We start from the raw sequence: 18813 nt of genomic DNA, 5'->3' as shown, positions 1-18813 counted from the left end.
TGTTGCCGCAGCGATGTCTATCGATCAATATACAACGTTCGCACCGCAACACCCCGGACATTTCAGTTGGCGGGCAATCCAGTGCTTATCGAATTGTGCTGTCAGTCTTGATGATTTTCTCAACTTCGCCACTGCTTAAGGTGGATGAATCGCATTTCGCATACCCGGTGCGTTCTGTTAGCAGATAACGCACGCCGGTACTGGTTTGCAGACCAGTGTCTTTCTCGTTTTCTTCAATGGCGAATTCGTCGTAATCAGCTGAAGCACAGGCGCGCTCTGCGCCCGTGCGCCAAGTGGTTCTGGCAGCCTCAAGTGTGGTCCAGGGGGCATGGTTGGAACGGGCGTAAATATAGAACAGACCGGGCCCCCTTTCTTCCTGCTTGTAACCACCGCCCAACAAGTTGTTGCCTTTGGTCAAATCATGGTTAGAGGCACAGCCGGCCAAGCCAGCGATCAAAAGGGTATAGAGAACCTTGTGCAATGTGTAAAGCTCCGAGTGTGGGTCAAATTGCCTTGCCATCGAAATCGCTGGCGCTGTGCCTTTCTGGCACTTGTTCATTGTCCTCGCCCCAACTGCGGTTGACCATACGGCCCCGAACCACGGCTGGACGTTCGCCAATTTCATGGGCCCATCGCAACACGTTGGTGTAGGTGTGCGCCTCAAGAAATTCGGCAGCGTTGTATACCTTGTTGGTGGCCACGCCGCCGTACCAAGGCCAAATGGCCATGTCGGCAATGGTGTATTCATCGCCTGAAATGAACTGGTTTTTGGCCAACTGGCGATCAAGCACATCAAGCTGGCGCTTCACTTCCATCGCATAGCGGTTAATCGGGTATTCATACTTTTCCGGCGCGTACGCGTAAAAGTGACCAAAGCCGCCACCCAGCATGGGCGCACTGCCCATTTGCCAGAACAGCCACGACAACGCTTCCGTGCGCTTGACCGGGTCGCTTGGCAAGAACGCCTTGAACTTTTCAGCCAGGTACAACAGGATGGAACCCGATTCAAACACGCGGGTGACTGGGTTGGTGCTTCGGTCCAGCAAGGCCGGAATTTTGCTGTTGGGGTTCACCTCAATGAACCCGCTGCTGAACTGGTCGCCACTGCCAATATTGATCAGCCAGGCATCGTATTCGGCACCCGTGTGGCCCAACGCCAGCAATTCTTCCAGCATGACTGTCACTTTCACGCCATTGGGCGTGGCCATCGAATACAACTGAAGCGGATGCTTGCCAACAGGCAGTTCTTTCTCCTGCGTGGCGCCTGCAATGGGGCGGTTGATGTTGGCGAATTTTCCGCCATTTTCCTTGTCCCACACCCAGACTTTGGGTGGCATGTACTTCGTGTCGCTCATTGCTGTGCCCTCACTTTGGTTGCTGCTTGATAATCGCAAAAGGTGAAGGCATCAGAATAACAAATCGATCGCGTTCAAACCGGCTTTGCTTGCTTAACGCAGGCAAATGATGCGCTGAAACGGGATCAAGGCACCAAACCCGTTTCCTGCCAAGGCCCACCTTGCCTCTTTTCAAACCCCATCCGCACATGACCCTCGCGTTTTAACACCAGCAACTCCATGCTGTGAACCCCCACATTCAAAACCACAAAGTTTCGGCGGGCAGTTTCAAAATCATGAAGCAAACCGCCGCTGCCAAGAACATGGCCCGGGGCACTCAAGGTGGCGTAGTCTCTCCTGGCGTAATCAGGAATTTGGTCCCAGAAATCATTCACAATCAATTCACTGGATTCACAACTCGCCTTGCCACATACTCGCAGTTGGGTGTTGTTTCCGGCATTCCAGAACAGCAAGGCAACGCGTGGGTCGTGCGCAATATCGGCCATTTTCTGGCTGCGTGCATCGGTGTAAAAAACCAGTTGGTGTTCAACGGCGTTCACAGCCCGCAAAATGACTGACCGCACCTGTGGGCCATTGGCACCTGCGGTGCCGAAGCCCGCCACGCGCCAAGGGTGTTTTTTGTCCACCGTGGCGCGCACCAAAGTTTTCCAGATTTCTTCGGCATGGTTCATGCTTCTTTCCATGCCATGTAAGGGGTTTTTCGGTTCGATTTCATTTTTGGGAATACAAAGTGTCTATTCACGTTGCTCTGCGCCATATTACACGCTACCGCTACGACCGCCTGATCAATTTGGGCCCTCAAGTGGTGCGCCTGCGCCCGGCCCCGCACTGCCGCACGCGGATTCTCTCATACAGCATGAAGGTGCTGCCCCAAACGCATTTCATCAACTGGCAGCAAGACCCCCAAAGCAATTATTTGGGCCGCGTGATCTTTCCGGAACGCACCGGCATGCTGGAAATTGCAGTGGATCTTGTGGCGGAAATGTCGGTGCTCAATCCATTCGATTTTTTCCTGGAAGAAGCTGCGGCGTTTTTTCCATTCAAGTACGATGAATCACTGGATCAGGAACTGGCACCGTACCTGGTGCCCTGCCACACAGGCAAAACGTTCAATGCTTACATGGCCGATTTGAATTTAAGCCGTGTCAAAACCATCGATTTTTTGGTGGCGTTGAACCAGGATCTGGCGAACCGCATCCAGTATTTGATCCGCATGGAACCGGGGGTACAAACGCCCGATGAAACGCTGAACAATGGATCAGGATCGTGTCGCGACACGGCGTGGTTGATGGTGCAGGTTTTGCGCCGTTTGGGCCTTGCAGCCCGTTTTGCATCAGGCTACCTGATCCAGCTGACCAGCGATGTGAAAGCCATTGACGGCCCGGATGGCCCCGAAAAAGATTTCACCGACCTGCACGCATGGTGTGAAGTGTATTTGCCCGGCGCGGGCTGGATAGGCCTGGACCCTACTTCCGGCTTGCTGGCTGGTGAAGGCCATATTCCTTTGGCATGTTCGCCCGAACCTGGCAGTGCGGCACCCATCACCGGTGCGCTGGACGAATGTGAAGTTGAATTCGAACATGAAATGAGCGTGCAGCGGGTGTACGAATCGCCCCGCACCAGCAAACCCTACACCGACGAACAATGGACAGGCATTGAAGCACTGGGCTTCGAGGTGGACAAGGCACTGGATACGCTGGATGTACGCCTGACCATGGGCGGCGAACCCACCTTTGTGGCCAACACCGACCGCGGTGCCGCCGAGTGGAATGTGGACGCACTTGGCCCCACCAAACGCGATTACGGCATCAAGATGCTGAACAAGCTGGCGAAGTATTACGGCAAGGGTGGCTTTTACCATTTTGGGCAAGGCAAGTGGTACCCAGGCGAACAACTGCCACGTTGGGCCTTGTCGCTTTACTGGTTGAAAAATGGCGACCCCGTTTGGAAAAACCCGGCACTGCTAAGCCATGAACAAAAGGAAGGCAAAGCCACCCATGCCACCGCCAGACAATTTATGGAGGGGCTTTGCAACCGCCTTGGTTTGCACTCACGCTACGCAATGCCAGGGTTCGAGGACGCCTGGTATTACATGTGGCGGGAACGCAAACTGCCCGTCAACGTAGACCCCTTTGATTCCAGGCTGGATGACCCACTGGAACGCAAACGCCTGAGCAAGGTGTTCACCGAAGGGCTGACCGGGGAAGTGGGTTACTGCCTGCCCATTCAGGCCAAAAATGGGCAGTGGCGTACCGGGCGATGGTTTCTGCGCGATGAACGCCTGTACCTGACACCCGGCGATTCGCCCATGGGCTACCGCTTGCCGCTTGATTCACAGCCTTGGGTAGCCAGGAAAGACCTCCCTTTCACCATTCCTGCCGATCCGTTTGCACTGTCTGCCCCAACGCGCATGGCCCTGCAAAAACCCAGCGTGAAAACCAGCACTACCGAAGACATCGCACCGGTGATGAAAGAGTCAGCCACACACATTGTGCGCACGGCCCTCTGTGTGCAAGTGCGCAACGGGCATTTGTATGTGTTTATGCCACCACTGGAAAAACTTGACGAATACCTGGAACTGGTCAGCAGAATCGAAGACACGGCAGAAGCATTACACCAACCCGTGGTGATTGAGGGTTACCCGCCCCCGCGTGATGCGCGCATGACCGCGTTGCAAGTAACACCCGACCCCGGCGTGCTGGAAGTGAACGTACAGCCCAGCAAAACCTGGGGCGAACTGCTGCACCTGACCACGAACCTGTATGAGGAAGCACGGCTGATCGGCCTTTCAAGCGAAAAGTTTATGCTCGACGGTCGGCACAGCGGCACGGGTGGCGGCAACCACTTCGTGATGGGTGGCGAAACTCCCGAGCACAGCCCTTTCCTGCGTCGCCCCGATTTGCTGGGCAGTCTGCTGCGTTACTGGCACAACCACCCCGGTTTGTCATATTTGTTCTCAGGGCTTTTCATTGGCCCCACCAGCCAGGCACCACGTGTGGATGAAGCCCGCAGCGATCAGGTTCACGAACTTGAACTGGCCCTGACCGAGCTGGACCGGCAAATGCTCAAACACGCTGGCAACCCGCCACCGTGGATCATTGACCGCCTGCTGCGCAATATCCTGATTGATTCAACCGGCAACACCCACCGCAGTGAATTTTGTATCGACAAGCTGTACAGCCCCGACACCGCCACAGGCCGATTGGGTCTGCTTGAACTGCGTGCCTTCGAGATGCCACCGAATGCACAAATGAGCTTGGCGCAACAACTGCTGCTGCGCGCACTGATTGCAACATTCTGGAAAACGCCCTACACCGCCCGTTTGGTGAAATGGGGCACGCGCCTTCACGACCAGTTCATGCTGTCCACTTTTGTAAAAAACGACATGGCCGATGTGGTAGCCGATTTGCAGGCAGCAGGCTTTCAGTTCCAGATGGACTGGTTTGCACCACATTTTGCTTTCCGATTTCCGAAAATGGGGGATTTTTCAAGCCGTGGCGTTGAGGTTGAAATTTTTAGTGCGCTGGAACCCTGGCACGTGCTGGGTGAAGAAGGCGCACCGGGCGGCACGGTCCGTTACGTGGATTCCTCACTGGAACGCGTGGAAGTGAAAGTGAAACATTATGTGGATGAACGTTACACCCTGACCTGCAACGGGGTAAAAATACCCCTGCACAGCACAGGCACCGAAGGTGAATACGTGGCAGGCGTGCGTTACCGCGCATGGCAACCACCGAACGCACTGCACCCCACGATTGGCGTGCACACACCGCTGGTATTCGATTTGATCGACACCTGGAACGGGCGAAGCCTTGGGGGCTGCCAATACCATGTGGCGCACCCTGGCGGGCGCAATTATGACATTTTTCCCGTGAATGCGTTCGAAGCGGAAAGCCGTCGCTTGACACGCTTCTTCCGCATGGGCCATACGCAGGGCAAGGTTCAGCCAAAAAGCCCATCAGGAAGATCCGAGTTCCCCATTACACTCGACCTAAGGTGGTGTTAGGCATTTACAATAAGGTACCAAACTTTAACCAGTGACCGCATTGAGCGCGAACCCGAATACCACCCTTGCGAATATGGAGGTGCCCTGGCAACAGAGCATCCTTCAAGGCACCAGCGTTTATTACAGCGAACTGGCGGGTGGGGGCGTGCTTCGCCCCGCTTGGGCTGAATTCGTAAACCGCCTGCCAACAACGGGTTTGAGCGAGCACCTGGACAACAAGCGCAGTGCCCTGGCCAAGCAAATTCGCGACAACGGCATTACTTACAATGTGTACGCGGACCATGCACAGGGCGCCTCACGCCCCTGGTCGCTGGATTTGCTGCCTTTTATTATCGATCAAGCCGATTGGGCCGTGATGCAAGCCGGGGTTGCCCAGCGCGCACGCCTGTTGAATGCGATGATGGTCGACGTGTACGGCCCTCGCGAGTTACTTGCAAAGGGTTTGCTGCCCGCCGATTTGGTCTATGGGCACTCGGGTTACCTGCCGCAAATGCAGGGCATGGAGCCACCGAACAAGGTGTGGCTGCACATGGTGGCCTTTGATCTGGGGCGCAGCCCCGACGGAAAATGGTGGGTAATCACCCACCGCATTCAGGCCCCTTCGGGTTTGGGCTACTCACTTGAAAACCGCCTGAGCATTTCTCGCAGTTTCACGCGCGGCTTTCGGGAAATGCACATTCAGCACCTGGCAGGCTTTTACCGCGATTACATCGACGGCATTCGCAAACTGTCGCCCAAGGGCGAGAATGCGCGCATTGCCTTGCTGACACCCGGCCCGTTTAACGAAACCTATTTTGAACACACCTACCTTGCACGCTATCTGGGTATTTCACTGGTGGAAGGCAACGATCTGACCGTTCGGAACAACAAAGTGTTCCTGAAAACAGTCAACGGGCTGGAACCCATTGACGGCCTGATCCGCCGAACCGACGACCAGTGGCTGGACCCACTGGAACTACGGGAAGATTCCCATTTGGGTGTACCCGGTTTGCTGCAGGCCATTCGATGCGGCGGCGTGGTCATGGCCAACATGCCGGGCTCGGGCTGGCTTGAAAGCCCTGCCATTCATGGCTTCATGCCCGGTCTTGGGCAGCACTACCTTCAGGAAGAGTTGCTGTTGCCCAGCGTGCCCAGTTGGTGGTGTGGTGAATCACCCGCGTGGGCACAGGCCAGCGATCGCCTGAACAACCTGGTGATCAAGTCCACTGGCCCTAACCGCCATGGGCGCACCATGGAATCCATCATGGGCTCGGAACTGGACGAGATCGAAAAACGCATTTGGTTGTCGAAAATCAGCCAGCGCCCTTCGCAGTACACCTTGCAGGAACTGATCCCGCTATCGCGTGTGCCCATTTGGACAGGCGCTGGCGGCATTGAAGAACGCGCCATGATGCTGCGCTTGTTTGCTGTCACCGACGGCCAGGGCAACTACACCGTGATGCCTGGCGGCCTGACACGCGTTGCAGGCGACCAGAACGGCATTGTAAGCATGCAAAAAGGCGGCACAAGCCTGGACACCTGGGTGCGCAGCGGCGAGCCGGTAGAACGCACAACCAACCTGAAAGAAAAGCTGCAGGCCAAAGACCTGCAAGCCCTTCGCAGGCCTGTTTCCAGCCGAGCCGCGGAACACCTGTTTTGGCTGGGCCGCTACACCGAACGTGCCAGCTTTTCTTTGCGTTTGCTGATGCGCATGCAATTGCTGCTCAATGAAGAGGAATACCTGGACCCCACCATGCTCAGCCTGCTGCACGAACTGTGTGGCAAGCAGGGCTTGAGTGAGGAATTTGACCCGGCAGACCCCAAAACCCAGGACGAGCTGGAAGAGAATATTCTGGAAAGACTTTGGTACAAAAACGGCATTGATGCGCCGCCCGCCGTTGGGCTGGCGGGACAACTCAATGGTTTGGCCAATGTTGCAGGCCAATTGCGTGAACGCCTAAGCAGCGACCACTGGCGTTTGTTGAATGATTGCGCCAAGGTGCTGGTTGAACCCGAATGGGTCCGCTTTCAACGCACCTTGCCCACCGCATCACTGGAACAGGTTCAGCTTTACCTGATGGCCATGCACGGCGAGCAAAGTGACCACATGACCCGCGACAACGGTTGGCGTTTTCTTCAACTGGGCCGACAGCTTGAACGTTTGTGCGGCGCCTGCGAGTGTTTGCTATCCATGACCAGCATGCCGGGACGCGCAGGCGAACATGGTTTGGCATTGGCCATTGCGCTGGCCGACAGCACCATCACTTACCGTTCACGCTACCAACACCGGTTCGAATGGTTGCCCACACTCGATTTATTGATCTTTGACGAAGACGCACCCTATGCCATTCGCCGAATTCTGTATAAGCTGGACATTGTGATCGACCGTTTACCCGGCGACACCAGCCAGCTTCGGCAACTGTTTGACTCTGTTTATCGCAGCGGCGAAATGCCCGAAGGTTTAAGCCTGGAAGGTTTGCAACCTCCCTTCCCGGCCGAAACTGGCCGCAAGTTGCGCGCCTGGCTGCAAGAATTGCTCGACACCGCCTACAAGGTTTCAGACCTGGTGGGTGCCCAATATTTCAGACTGGCAGAGTTGCCAGACCAAGTCATTCAGGGAAGATAAATCGATGCGCTTCTCAGAAAAAAGAAAAGTGACACATGTCACTGATTACGATTACCAACAGCCCGCCGAGTGCGCGCAACAAATTTGCATTCTGCAACCTCAGGAAGGCCTTAGCATGCAGGCTGGCCCTTTGCGAAAAGGGCAAAAGCTGATTTCGCACTCGCTGAAAATTCGTCCCAACCCGTCAACGGTCCAAAGCAACAACGATGCGTTTGGCAACGTGGTTCACCACTTCGAGATGAACTACCCACACGACAACCTGAAAGTGGTCAGTGAAAGCGAAGTGGAAGTGAGCAATTTTCTGCACACCGGGCCAATCGACGATTTAATCAGCCCCAGCTGGAACGATTTGGTCAACCAATTGCGTTACCAAGCCGGGCAGCCAGTTTCAGACGATTACCAATTCCGCTTTGAATCCAAACATGTGCCCCTGCTTGATTCACTGCGCGATTACGGCAGCCTCGATTTCTGGCCTGGCAGGCAGGTAGTACATGCCGGGCAGGCACTGATGCAGCGTATTTTCCGTGAATTCAATTATCAAAGCGGCTCGACCACCATTCACACCACAGTGGAAGAAGTGATGCAAAGCCGTGAAGGTGTTTGCCAGGATTTCGCACACCTGATGCTGGGCGTACTTCGTTCACTTGGTTTGTCTGCCCGCTACGTCAGCGGCTACATGCTGACCGAACCACTGCCGGGACAGGCAAAACTATTGGGGGCAGATGCAAGCCATGCCTGGGTTTCGCTGTGGTGCGGGCCTGACGTGGGTTGGGTTGACTTCGACCCCACCAACAACCAGTTGCCTGATACACGGTATGTGACTGTGGCGATTGGAAGGGATTATGCGGATGTGCCGCCGATGCGTGGTGTGGTGCATGGGGGTGGGGAGCATACGCTGAATGTGGCGGTGACGGTGTTTTAGACATCGCCAGTTTCTTGACGGCCTCCGCGCTTGTCGCATCACCACGCCTTGGCGGGCTTTAGATTCAGGATGCGATGTCCTTCGATGACTTGGACAACACCTTCGGCTGCCCAGATGCGCCCACTTCGAATCTGTATTCACCTTCGGTCATATTGATTCGATACGAAAAGCGGCCACGCACCCCATCGCCACTCATGCTCATTTCATAGAAACATTCGTCCGTACTGGCGCAACCCTCCTGAAACAGAAAACGACTGGTCTTTTCATCAATCCAGTCAGATCTGATTTGCCGATCATCCACCTTGATCAAGATTGGTCTCTGCTCGGTGTCGCAAAAATTTTCAACCACTGAAAAATTTTCAGCCTTGAAGATCAACTCACACTCGTTTTTTGAATGCAGGACTAGATGGATCAACTCGGAATCATCAGATTCCGAACACGCCACCAATACTTGTAAAAATATCAAAGAGACCAGAAGTTTCACGACTTGCATGATTCCTCCCTTTCCAAAAAGCGGGAGGGATCGACCTGTGCTCCTTTGAAGCTGATCTCAAAGTGAATATGGTTGGTGATCCCGGGATACTTTATTGTTAAATCTTGAGCCGTTCCAATCAATTCCCCCTGTTTCACCGTCCTTCCCACAATTTCTTTGAGCGGATCGAGATAGAAAAGTTTGACTGAATAGCTTACGTATCGTCCCATACCTTCATGAAGCCTTGTCCCGCGAGGCGCAGCAAATCTCCCTTGCCCAAAAGAATCACTCCCCCCGAACAGCGTTTGAACCGAGCCAGCAATCAAGAAGGGACGGAAGCCCGCCAAGGCGGGATGGTGCGACACCGTGCGGTGAACCAAAAAGCTGCGAATTGAAAAGCGTTGATCAACGCACGTGTGCATTGAATTTGACTTAGTCTTCACGCCTCAAATGCGGAAACAGAATCACGTCCCGAATATTCGGGCTATCGGTGATCAGCATCATCAAACGGTCGATACCAATGCCGCAACCACCGGTAGGTGGCATGCCGTATTCAAGTGCGCGAATGAAATCAGCATCGAAGAACATGGCTTCATCGTCGCCCGCTTCTTTCGCTTCAACCTGTTTTTTGAATCGATCGGCCTGGTCTTCTGGATCGTTCAATTCCGAGAAACCGTTGGCAATTTCACGACCCGTAATGAACAACTCGAACCGTTCAGTAATTTGTGAATTCGCATCCGATGCACGTGCCAAAGGCGACACTTCAACCGGGTAGTCCACAATGAAAGTGGGTTCCCACAACAGGCTTTCGGAAGTTTCTTCAAACAAGGCCAACTGCAAGGCACCAATGCCCGCGTTTTTCAGCGCAGGCTCTTTGTCCACATGCACACCTTTCTTGGCCAAAGCCTTTTTCAGGTAGTCCATGTTTTGCAAGTCTTCCGTGCCGTATTCCGGGAAATACTTTTGAATGGCCTCAACAATAGTCAAGCGTGCGAATGGTTTGGACAAATCCAGTTCACGGCCCTGGTAAGTCAACTTGGCGCTGCCAGTTGACGTGGTGGCGGCGTGTTGAATCACCTGCTCGGTGAAGTCCATCAAGTCACGGTAATTCCAGTACGCCGCATAGAATTCCATCATCGTGAATTCCGGGTTGTGGCGTGGGCTAACCCCTTCGTTGCGGAAGTTGCGGTTGATCTCGAACACGCGCTCGAAACCGCCCACTATCAGGCGCTTCAAATACAGTTCCGGCGCGATACGCAGGTACATTTCCATGTCCAGCGCGTTGTGGTGCGTAATAAATGGTTTGGCCGATGCACCGCCAGGAATGGCGTGCAACATGGGTGTTTCCACTTCCAGAAAGCCGTTGTCAACCATGAAATTGCGGATCGACGACATGCCTTTGGAACGCACAACAAAGGTATCGCGTGTTTGCTCGGACACAATCAAATCAACATAACGCTGGCGGTATTTGATTTCCTGATCGGCCAGGCCATGGAATTTGTCAGGCAGCGGGCGCAAGCTTTTTGCCAACAAGTGAATTTCCGTGCAGTGCACGCTCAATTCACCTTTGTTGGTTTTGAACAGCTTGCCCTTGGCGGCAACAATGTCGCCCAAATCCCAGTGCTTGAATTCGCCGTGTACGCCCTCGCCCACACCTTCGTTGTTGATGTAAAACTGAATGCGGCCTGTGGCGTCTTGCACAGTTGCAAAACTGGCTTTGCCCATCACGCGCTTTAACATCATGCGGCCAGAAACAGACACCTCGATGCCTTGCGGGTCGAGGGTTTCCTTGTCCAGCAAACCGTAGTGGGCGTGCAAATCGGCAGCGCGGTGTTCGGGCTTGAAGCTGTTGGGGAAAGGCTGGCCTTTCTCACGCAGTTTGGCCAGCTTGCCACGACGCTCAGCAATAATCTGGTTCTCGTCAACTGGCAGTTCGTCGCCAGCGGCTTGTGTTTTGTCGTTCATGGATTAAATACCTTGCTTCAAGCTGGCTTCAATGAATGGGTCGAGATCGCCATCGAGTACGCGCTGGGTGTTGGAAATTTCAACACCTGTGCGCAGGTCTTTGATGCGGCTGTTGTCCAACACGTAGCTGCGAATTTGGTGGCCCCAGCCCACATCGGTTTTGGTGTCTTCCAAAGCCTGTTGCTCGACCATGCGCTTGCGCATCTCGAACTCGTACAGTTTGGCTTTCAACATGCCCCAGGCTTCATCGCGGTTGCGGTGCTGGGAACGGTCATTTTGACACTGCACCACAATGCCGGTGGGAATGTGGGTTAGTCGAACTGCGGAATCGGTTTTGTTGATGTGCTGACCACCTGCACCACTGGCGCGGTAGGTATCGGTGCGCACATCGGCCGGGTTGATGTCGATTTCAAAAGAATCGTCGACTTCCGGGTACACAAACAAGGAAGCGAAAGATGTGTGGCGTCCACCTGAAGAATCGAAAGGTGATTTGCGAACCAAACGGTGCACGCCGGTTTCAGTGCGCAGGTAACCGAAGGCGTATTCGCCTTCCACCTTGATGGTGGCCGATTTAACGCCCGCCACTTCACCGTCGGATTGTTCCATCACTTCAACTTTGAAGCCCTTGCGTTCGCAATAGCGCAGGTATTGGCGCAGCAAAATACTGGCCCAATCTTGCGCTTCGGTGCCACCCGCACCCGCAGTGATGTCGATGAAGCAGTTGGACGGGTCAGCCGGGTTGCTGAACATGCGGCGGAATTCAAGATCAGCAATGACCTTCTCATATTCGGCCACATCACCTTCAATGGCTTCCAGCGTGTCAAAGTCGCTTTCAGCCTGCGCCATTTCAACCAGTTCCTGTGCGTCGCTGATATTGGACTGCACGGTGTTCATGGTGACCACCACGCCGTCGAGCATCTTTTTCTCTTTGCCCAGTTCCTGCGCGTGTTTGGGGTCGTTCCAAACGTGGGGGTCTTCCAGTTCGGCGTCCACTACCGTGAGTCGTTCGGCCTTGCGGTCGACGTCAAAGATACCTCCGCAACTGGCCTGCGCGGTCGGCTAGGTCAGTCAGGGCGTTGATGATGGCATTCAGGCGTTCGGCTTCCATATTTCTCTAACAAATTCAATGTGCGTAACCCGGTATTGTAGCGCAAGCCACCCTACAACACATGCTCCACAATGATTTGCACTGCATCACCGCCCGTAAACGTGTCCCGCTCGAACCGGTAAGCCAGTTTCACTTTGGCCGGCAAGGCCTCCACAGCCCGCCAGCGCAAGGCCACGAAGGTTTTGCCATCGCGGCGCAAGGTGAACTTGCTGTGCGCGTTTTTCAGCAATCGGTGTTCAAGCACCTCAAATTCATCACAGAACAAAGGTGCCGGGAAGCCCTGCCCCCACACCTGTGTTTCCAGCAAATCGGCTGCGCTGGCTGCAATGTAGTCGGCAGGAATTGAACCATCGGTTTCTACCACCTGGGTCAACGCACTGGGGTCGCTCAAATCGAGAATGGCCTTGGCGAATTCAATTTTGAATTGCTCAATCGCGCCCTCGGCAATCGTCAAGCCAGCGGCCATGGCGTGGCCACCGAACTTGGGCATGCTGCCCTCGGGCAAACGCTTGCACACCAAATCGAGCACATCGCGCAAATGCACGCCCTGCACGGAACGGCCACTGCCTTTCCAGAAACCATCATCGCCCGGGGCCAGTGCAATGGTGGGGCGGTACAGGCGCTCTTTAATGCGAGAAGCCAAAATACCGATTACGCCCTGATGCCAGGTGCTGTGCGCCACCACAATGCCTGCGGCGGGTTCATCTTGACTGATGAATTTTTCAATGTCTTCCAATGCATCGCGCTTCATGTCGGCTTCAATGCGCTTGCGCTCTTCGTTCATTTTGCCAAGCTGGGCGGCCAAGACGCTTGCCTCGCCAGCGTCGTCAGCCAACAGGGTGCGAATGCCAATAGCCATGTCGGCCAAGCGGCCAGCAGCATTCAGTCGTGGGCCCAAGGCAAAACCCATGTCAGCGGCTGTAGCCTTGCGGGGGTCGCGGCTTGCCTCATGAAACAAGGCCAAAATACCTGGCTGGGCGCGGCCTGTGCGTATGCGCTGCAAACCGTGCGCCACCAAACGGCGATTGTTCGCATCCAGCTTCACCACATCGGCCACGGTGCCCAAAGCCACCAAATCAAGCAGCGCATCAATGCGGGGCTGGCTCGCTGCGTCAAACACGCCGCGTTCGCGCAACACGGCGCGGGTGGCCAGCAGCACGTAAAACATCACGCCCACCCCAGCAATGGACTTGCTTGGAAATTCACAACCGGGCTGGTTGGGGTTCACAATGGCCAGCGCTTCTGGCAACTGGTCGCCGGGCAAGTGGTGGTCTGTCACGATCACACCAATGCCCAGTTCATTGGCCTCGTTCACGCCTTCCACGCTGGCAATGCCGTTATCAACAGTTACCAACAAATCAGGCTCGAACTGTTGCGCGGCCAACTGCACAATTTCCGGGCTCAAGCCATAGCCGTATTCAAACCGGTTGGGCACCAGAAAGTCAATGTGGTACTTGGCTGCTTCTGCGTCAGCGCCCAGGCTTTTCAGCAGCATGCGCAGGCCGCGCACGCCCACCGCGGTGGCAGTTGCACCATCGCAATCGTAATCGCCCACAATCACAATGCGTGCGCCAGCTTCCAGCGCATCTGCCAGTATTTCTGCAGCTTGGTCAATGCCCTTTAGCTGAGAAGGTGGAATCAAATCAGCCAGTTTGGTGTCGGCCTCGGCTTGAGAATCCACACCCCGCGCAGCCATCAAGCGCGCCATCAAGGGGTGCATGCCCTGGCTGCGAAGTACAGCCTCTACCTGCGGGCGTGGGGTTCGAACCCGGTGTTGAACAGTATTGGTCAAGGTATTCATCATCGCCCTTCCCATTCCGCCTGAATGCTGTCCTGGTCGTGCTGGCCTTGCTGCCAGGCAGCTTGCAGCTCTTCCTCAGAAGGACCTTCCTGCATTTCAGGTTCGCCCAGCACAGCCCAGTTGGGTTGGTTCTGCCAAAATTTGAATCGGTTCATCCAGTTGCTTTTTAACGTTTTCCAGCCGTTGTTACCCAACAGCACCCAGTTGAAGGCCAAACCGGCGAGGCGCATGGGTTGCAGCACCTCGCTTTCCAGCAGTTTGAACACTGCAACGTTGCCGCCCCACCCTTGAAAATTCACGCAATACACATTGTCGGGTTTTGGCCCAGACCCGGCAGCGCTGGCTTGCAACTCATTCTTCTGCAACGAACCCAACAATTGGGTCCAGAATACAAAGCGGTTCACGGCCTCATCTGCGCCATCGGTCATTTTCACGGCATCAAACACGCCATCCTCAGAAACCGATTTCACACGCGGCAGCGGCACATCGGTTTGCCACGCCTCGCCTCCGCCCCAAAACCACAAGGCATTCAAGGGCTTTAAGCCCTTGGCTTCACGGGCTTGGTTGAATTCCGCATGGTGCAGTTCTACCTGCATGTTCAGCCACATGCGCCGCCAGCCGCTGCATTCATGCGTCATGGGCAGGTAATCTGTTAAACGAATACCCTGCACCGACCATGGGGACGCCTGTTCCATGGGCACAGGCACGGGGTTGCTTAACAGGCTGTGAAAACCGGCCGGTGTGTTCAATGCCCAATCGTGTTGTTGCAGCAAGGGTTGCACCACATTCCAGAATGCGTCTAAATCGGCCTTGCTAACCTGCAACACCTCGGGAGGTGTGAAACGCACGCCATCGCGTTCAATTTCAAGATTGCCCACGGTGCCCCAAAACCGTGTAAATGGCATGGGTTCCTCCTCAGCCTGGGCATTCTGCATCATCGCCCAGGCCGGGTACTGATCGAACTTTGCCTGGGCTGGTGAATCCAAGTAGCGCAACAGCCAGGCTTCAATACGGTCTAACCCGTCTGCAGCTTGGTATTCAGGAGCAGCAGTTCTGGCCATGGTTTGAAGCAAACCGGCTGGCAGACCCGCAAAGGATTGAGCCTGCGCATTGGCAGACAGGCGTTCAAGTGCCATTTCAGGCACAAGAATGTTGGGAACGAACACCCACAAAGGCGCATTGCTTGGTTTGGACACGGTTTTATTCACACTACAATGAGAGCGCTTTGAAACCTCAACAGCGCATTTGAACAATTCGGGACAATTTGTGATTAGTTTACCCTTTGATGTTGAAATTGCACTGCGCTATGTGCGTGGTGGCGGCCACAGAAGCCGCGACAAATTCATTTCCTTTATTTCCGGATTGTCCATGGCCGGCATTGGGCTTGGCGTTGCGGCGCTGATCGTGGTGCTGTCGGTGATGAACGGTTTTCAGAAAGAAGTGCGCGACCGTATGCTGTCGGTGATTGCACACATTGAGGTATTGGCCCCGCAAGAAGGCTTCGACAACCCTGATACGCTGGTGGGTGCAATCAAAAGTGCCAACCCCAAGGTAATTGGCGCTGCGCCCTATGTAGCGGGTGAAAGCATGCTGGCCCACGGCGATTTGCTGCGCCCCGCCATTGTTCGCGGTATCGACCCGACACTGGAGCAAGAAGTATCTGATTTCAAAGAAGTAATTTCAGGCAGACTTGCCAATTTGCAAGCTGGCGAATTTCGCGTGGTACTGGGCGTCGAGTTGGCAAAACAGATTGGGGTGAGCGTGGGCGACCGCATCACGCTGATTGCACCTTCTGGCCAAATGACCCCTGCCGGTATGATCCCCCGCCTGAAAGCCTTCGAGATTACCGCTTTGGTCAGCACTGGCCACTATGAATATGACAGCGGCCTGGTGTTAATGAACATTGACGACGCGGCGCGTTTTTACCGCAGCCTTGGCCCCACGGGCATACGCGTGAAGCTGAACGACATGGACGCAGCCCCCTTTGTGGCCCGCGACATTGAACGCCAGTTGCCGCCCAGTGTTTGGGTTCGCGATTGGTCGGTACAAAACCGCACCTGGTTTGCCGCTGTTCAAACCGAAAAACGCATGATGTTTATTATTCTGACCCTGATTATCGCGGTGGCCGCATTCAACCTGGTTTCCATGCTGGTGATGACCGTGAAAGACAAGCGCGGCGAAATTGCCATTTTGCGCACACTGGGTGCAAGCCCCTTTGCCATTCAACGAATTTTCATGTTGCAAGGTGCACTGGTGGGCTGGATTGGTACCTTTCTGGGTGTAACGGCAGGCTGGTTGCTGGCGATTAATTTGGGCACCATCGTGCCAGCCATTGAACGCGTGCTCAGCGTTGAATTCTTGCCAAAATCAATTTATTTCATCAGCCAGTTGCCTTCCGACCCGCGCGCAAGCGATGTGGTTACCATTGTGACCGTGGCCTTGGTGCTTAGCGTGCTCAGCACCATTTACCCAAGCTGGCGCGCATCACGCGCCGAACCTGCGGAGGCCCTGCGTTATGAGTAATGTTGTTCTGGAAACCAAAAACCTCAGCAAAGCATTCAAGGGCATCACCGCGAATGACAAAGCCACGCAGGTGATCAAGAACCTGACCTTTCAGGTGCAGGCAGGAGAAACCGTGGCAATTGTGGGTGCTTCCGGTGCAGGCAAAAGCACGTTGCTGCACGTGCTGGGCGGGCTTGAAAAAGCCGACAGCGGCTCGGTGTTATGGGCTGGCCAGGCCATTGAGCCTTGGTCTGTTCGCAAACTGGGCATGGAACGCAACAAAACTTTGGGCTTTATTTACCAGTTTCACCATTTGCTGCCTGAATTCCATGCACTGGACAACGTGGCCATGGCTTTGCGCATTGGCGGCGAAAACAAACAGGTGGCCCGTGAAAAAAGTGCGGTGCTGTTAAAACAGTTTGGACTTGAACACCGGCTGAACCACCGCCCTGCGGAATTGTCGGGTGGCGAGCGCCAACGGGTGGCGATTGCACGCGCAATGGTGACCAACCCGAAAGCCATTCTTGCCGACGAGCCCACTGGAAACTTGGATCAAGACACTGCAGACCAGGTGTTTGAAAGCCTGATTCACAGCAAGGCTGCCAACAAATCGGCCTTGATCATCGTGACCCATTCCATGGAACTGGCACGCAAGTGCAGCAAGGTATTAAGGCTTGAGAAAGGTGAGTTAAAAGCAGAGTGAATGATTGAACCGCCCAGGGGTTTTTAGAGGCCAATCGGTTTAAGTCATCGAATGACGCTTCCATTTGAAATTTCGCCAAGGATATGGGGCGAGCAAATTATTGCCGATGTTCACTCTCGGTATTTACCCATCGAAATAGTTACCAAGTATCCTTTGTTGTCTGGATATCGGTTGTCCTCGTAACAGGTAATCACCACCATAAGTTGATACAACTTCCCTGCGTTCCAGTGGGTACTAAGGGCGGCGCACTTTTTAAGCGCCTCGTGCCAAAGGGGAGTGTTGTCATAAGCAGGATATTCTTCTGGTTCATCAAGTTCCCAGCCCGACTTTCTCCATTGATTTTGCAGATCCAAAACGATATTCCAAGATTCTTGGAGCGGTAGTGGTTCGACTTGGGGAGACATTCTGACAGATCGAATTGAGGCATCGTCGTCAAATGAGACAGTAAAAAACTTTGCGGGTGGTGTAATAAATCCGTGTTTTGGATCGGCAAATCTTAAGTAAGCCAGTTCTTTGGGTATCCGGTACCAAATTTCATCGGGTATGTTGTCGGCAATTTCTGCAGTTGATCTGGACTGCATGTCTTTCCACGGCTCACCAATAATCAAGGCGATTTCCTTGGCTGGCGTAAGCAGTTCGGTGGCTTTGCAAGCACCCACTACAAAAAGTGTTGCAGCCATACAGCCAGAATTTTGTGGTGTCTAATCCACTGAAACAGGTTGCTGTGAGCTGTCATCGAATGGCACTTCCATTTGGAGTTTCAATGGAGTGGTGTTTAATGTTTGTCTTTCAACCAAAGCCGACTCGAGTTTCAATATGGCTTGCTTTGATCAAGTGGAAAGTTGTATTTCCATGGTTCGTACCAAGGCCTACCCATGGAAAAATTGATCATGAACCGTTTTTCATTCGGATATCGCTGGTCTTTATAACAAGCAATTCCAACAGCTATTTGATACTTGTCAGGAACATGCCAGAAGGTCGCATTTGACCGGCATTCTTCAATTCTGCTGATCCATTCTGGCGTATTTTCGTATGCGGGTTCTTCAGGATCAGTAAGAAGCCACCCGGACTTTCTCCACTGTGTTTGAAGATCGAGCATGACGTCCAATGCTTGCCGCAATCGAAGTGGTTCTAATTGGGGGGACATTCTTACTCCGTCAATATTGCCTTTGTCATCGAATCCGACAGTAAAAAATTTTGCAGGGGGAGTTTTAAACTCATGTTGAGGGTTAGCAAAACGCAGGAAGGAAAGCGATTTGGGCTCTCTATACCAGTGGCGCCCTTCAAAAACAGGATCAATCTCTGCTGTTGATCTTGCTTGCATGTCTTTCCACGGCTCACCAATAATCAAGGCGATTTCCTTGGCGGGGGTAA

16 protein-coding genes are annotated in these 18813 nt (G+C 54.1%); 5 read left to right on the top strand and 11 right to left on the bottom strand.

Annotation, left to right across the window (positions count from 1 at the left end; translation table 11 throughout):
• Positions 1–85: 85 nt before the first annotated feature.
• The 3 genes from V7028_RS10480 to V7028_RS10470 form a co-directional block, all read right to left on the bottom strand.
• A complete protein-coding gene (locus V7028_RS10480; protein ID WP_334120028.1) occupies positions 86–481 on the bottom strand; it encodes a hypothetical protein in 396 nt (131 codons plus the stop codon).
• 22 nt (positions 482–503) lie between these two features.
• Entirely contained in the window at positions 504–1355 is an 852-nt protein-coding gene (yghU, locus tag V7028_RS10475; RefSeq protein WP_334120027.1) for a glutathione-dependent disulfide-bond oxidoreductase, read from the bottom strand.
• Between the two features lie 125 nt (positions 1356–1480).
• Positions 1481–2026: a pyridoxamine 5'-phosphate oxidase family protein gene (locus V7028_RS10470; RefSeq protein WP_334120026.1), complete on the bottom strand. Its 546-nt coding sequence runs from the start codon at positions 2024–2026 to the stop codon at positions 1481–1483.
• Positions 2027–2085: 59 nt separating this feature from the next.
• On the opposite strand from V7028_RS10470, the gene V7028_RS10465 reads away from it, so the two are divergent.
• From V7028_RS10465 to V7028_RS10455, 3 genes are read left to right on the top strand one after another with little or no spacing between them, the layout of a single operon-like run.
• A complete protein-coding gene (locus V7028_RS10465) occupies positions 2086–5361 on the top strand; it encodes a transglutaminase family protein (RefSeq protein WP_334120025.1) in 3276 nt (1091 codons plus the stop codon).
• 31 nt (positions 5362–5392) lie between these two features.
• On the top strand, positions 5393–7966 hold the full coding sequence (locus V7028_RS10460; RefSeq protein ID WP_334120024.1) for a circularly permuted type 2 ATP-grasp protein: 2574 nt from the start codon (positions 5393–5395) through the stop codon (positions 7964–7966).
• A gap of 28 nt (positions 7967–7994) precedes the next feature.
• Positions 7995–8888, top strand: coding sequence for a transglutaminase family protein (locus V7028_RS10455; RefSeq protein WP_334120023.1), 894 nt, complete (start codon positions 7995–7997; stop codon positions 8886–8888).
• Positions 8889–8952: 64 nt separating this feature from the next.
• Here V7028_RS10455 and V7028_RS10450 read toward each other — a convergent pair whose 3' ends face one another.
• The 6 genes from V7028_RS10450 to V7028_RS10425 all read right to left on the bottom strand — a co-directional run bounded on the left by V7028_RS10450 (position 8953) and on the right by V7028_RS10425 (position 15430).
• The gene (locus V7028_RS10450) at positions 8953–9381 is read right to left on the bottom strand and encodes a hypothetical protein (RefSeq protein ID WP_334120022.1); all 429 of its coding nucleotides are present in this window, start codon (positions 9379–9381) and stop codon (positions 8953–8955) included.
• Positions 9369–9803 (bottom strand): hypothetical protein, encoded by a 435-nt coding sequence (locus tag V7028_RS10445; protein WP_334120021.1) that lies wholly within the window; start codon positions 9801–9803, stop codon positions 9369–9371. The genes V7028_RS10450 and V7028_RS10445 overlap by 13 nt, the downstream gene beginning before the upstream one ends.
• Positions 9793–11325, bottom strand: coding sequence for a lysine--tRNA ligase (gene lysS, locus V7028_RS10440; RefSeq protein WP_334120020.1), 1533 nt, complete (start codon positions 11323–11325; stop codon positions 9793–9795). The genes V7028_RS10445 and lysS overlap by 11 nt, the downstream gene beginning before the upstream one ends.
• 3 nt (positions 11326–11328) lie before the next feature.
• Positions 11329–12433 (bottom strand): peptide chain release factor 2 gene (gene prfB, locus V7028_RS10435; protein WP_334120019.1). Its coding sequence is split into 2 segments (ribosomal slippage): positions 11329–12351 and positions 12353–12433, totalling 1104 coding nucleotides; the frame shifts between segments, so codons are not numbered across the junction.
• 52 nt (positions 12434–12485) lie between these two features.
• The gene (gene recJ / locus V7028_RS10430; protein ID WP_442918730.1) at positions 12486–14234 is read right to left on the bottom strand and encodes a single-stranded-DNA-specific exonuclease RecJ; all 1749 of its coding nucleotides are present in this window, start codon (positions 14232–14234) and stop codon (positions 12486–12488) included.
• Positions 14234–15430 carry a hypothetical protein gene (locus tag V7028_RS10425; RefSeq protein WP_334120018.1) on the bottom strand — a complete coding sequence of 399 codons (1197 nt, stop codon included), beginning with the start codon at positions 15428–15430 and terminating at the stop codon, positions 14234–14236. Before V7028_RS10425 ends, recJ begins: the two co-directional genes overlap by 1 nt.
• A gap of 73 nt (positions 15431–15503) precedes the next feature.
• Here V7028_RS10425 and V7028_RS10420 point away from each other — a divergent pair, with 73 nt between their 5' ends.
• Positions 15504–16757, top strand: a complete 1254-nt coding sequence (locus tag V7028_RS10420) for a lipoprotein-releasing ABC transporter permease subunit (protein WP_334120071.1) — start codon at positions 15504–15506, stop codon at positions 16755–16757.
• The gene (locus tag V7028_RS10415) at positions 16750–17439 is read left to right on the top strand and encodes an ABC transporter ATP-binding protein (protein WP_334120017.1); all 690 of its coding nucleotides are present in this window, start codon (positions 16750–16752) and stop codon (positions 17437–17439) included. The genes V7028_RS10420 and V7028_RS10415 overlap by 8 nt, the downstream gene beginning before the upstream one ends.
• Positions 17440–17549: 110 nt before the next feature.
• Here the strand turns inward: V7028_RS10415 and V7028_RS10410 are convergent, their stop codons facing one another.
• Both V7028_RS10410 and V7028_RS10405 read right to left on the bottom strand, forming a co-directional pair.
• A complete protein-coding gene (locus V7028_RS10410; RefSeq protein WP_334120016.1) occupies positions 17550–18119 on the bottom strand; it encodes a hypothetical protein in 570 nt (189 codons plus the stop codon).
• Positions 18120–18250: 131 nt separating this feature from the next.
• A partial coding sequence (locus V7028_RS10405; protein ID WP_334120015.1) for a hypothetical protein occupies positions 18251–18813 on the bottom strand: 563 nt, incomplete at its 5' end.

Source organism: Limnobacter sp., assembly GCF_036846585.1.
Classification (GTDB): domain Bacteria; phylum Pseudomonadota; class Gammaproteobacteria; order Burkholderiales; family Burkholderiaceae_B; genus Limnobacter.
The sequence above is the reverse complement of the archived record's forward strand: the minus strand, read 5'-3'. Positions and strand labels throughout refer to the sequence as shown.

Excerpts from the sequence above, each read along its gene's own strand:
- yghU (WP_334120027.1), bottom strand. The coding sequence starts at position 1,355 with ATGAGCGACACGAAGTACATGCCACCCAAAGTCTGGGTGTGGGACAAG.
- V7028_RS10470 (WP_334120026.1), bottom strand. The coding sequence starts at position 2,026 with ATGAACCATGCCGAAGAAATCTGGAAAACTTTGGTGCGCGCCACGGTG.
- V7028_RS10450 (WP_334120022.1), bottom strand. The coding sequence starts at position 9,381 with ATGCAAGTCGTGAAACTTCTGGTCTCTTTGATATTTTTACAAGTATTG.
- lysS (WP_334120020.1), bottom strand. The coding sequence starts at position 11,325 with ATGAACGACAAAACACAAGCCGCTGGCGACGAACTGCCAGTTGACGAG.
- recJ (WP_442918730.1), bottom strand. The coding sequence starts at position 14,234 with ATGAATACCTTGACCAATACTGTTCAACACCGGGTTCGAACCCCACGC.
- V7028_RS10415 (WP_334120017.1), top strand. The coding sequence starts at position 16,750 with ATGAGTAATGTTGTTCTGGAAACCAAAAACCTCAGCAAAGCATTCAAG.
- V7028_RS10410 (WP_334120016.1), bottom strand. The coding sequence starts at position 18,119 with ATGGCTGCAACACTTTTTGTAGTGGGTGCTTGCAAAGCCACCGAACTG.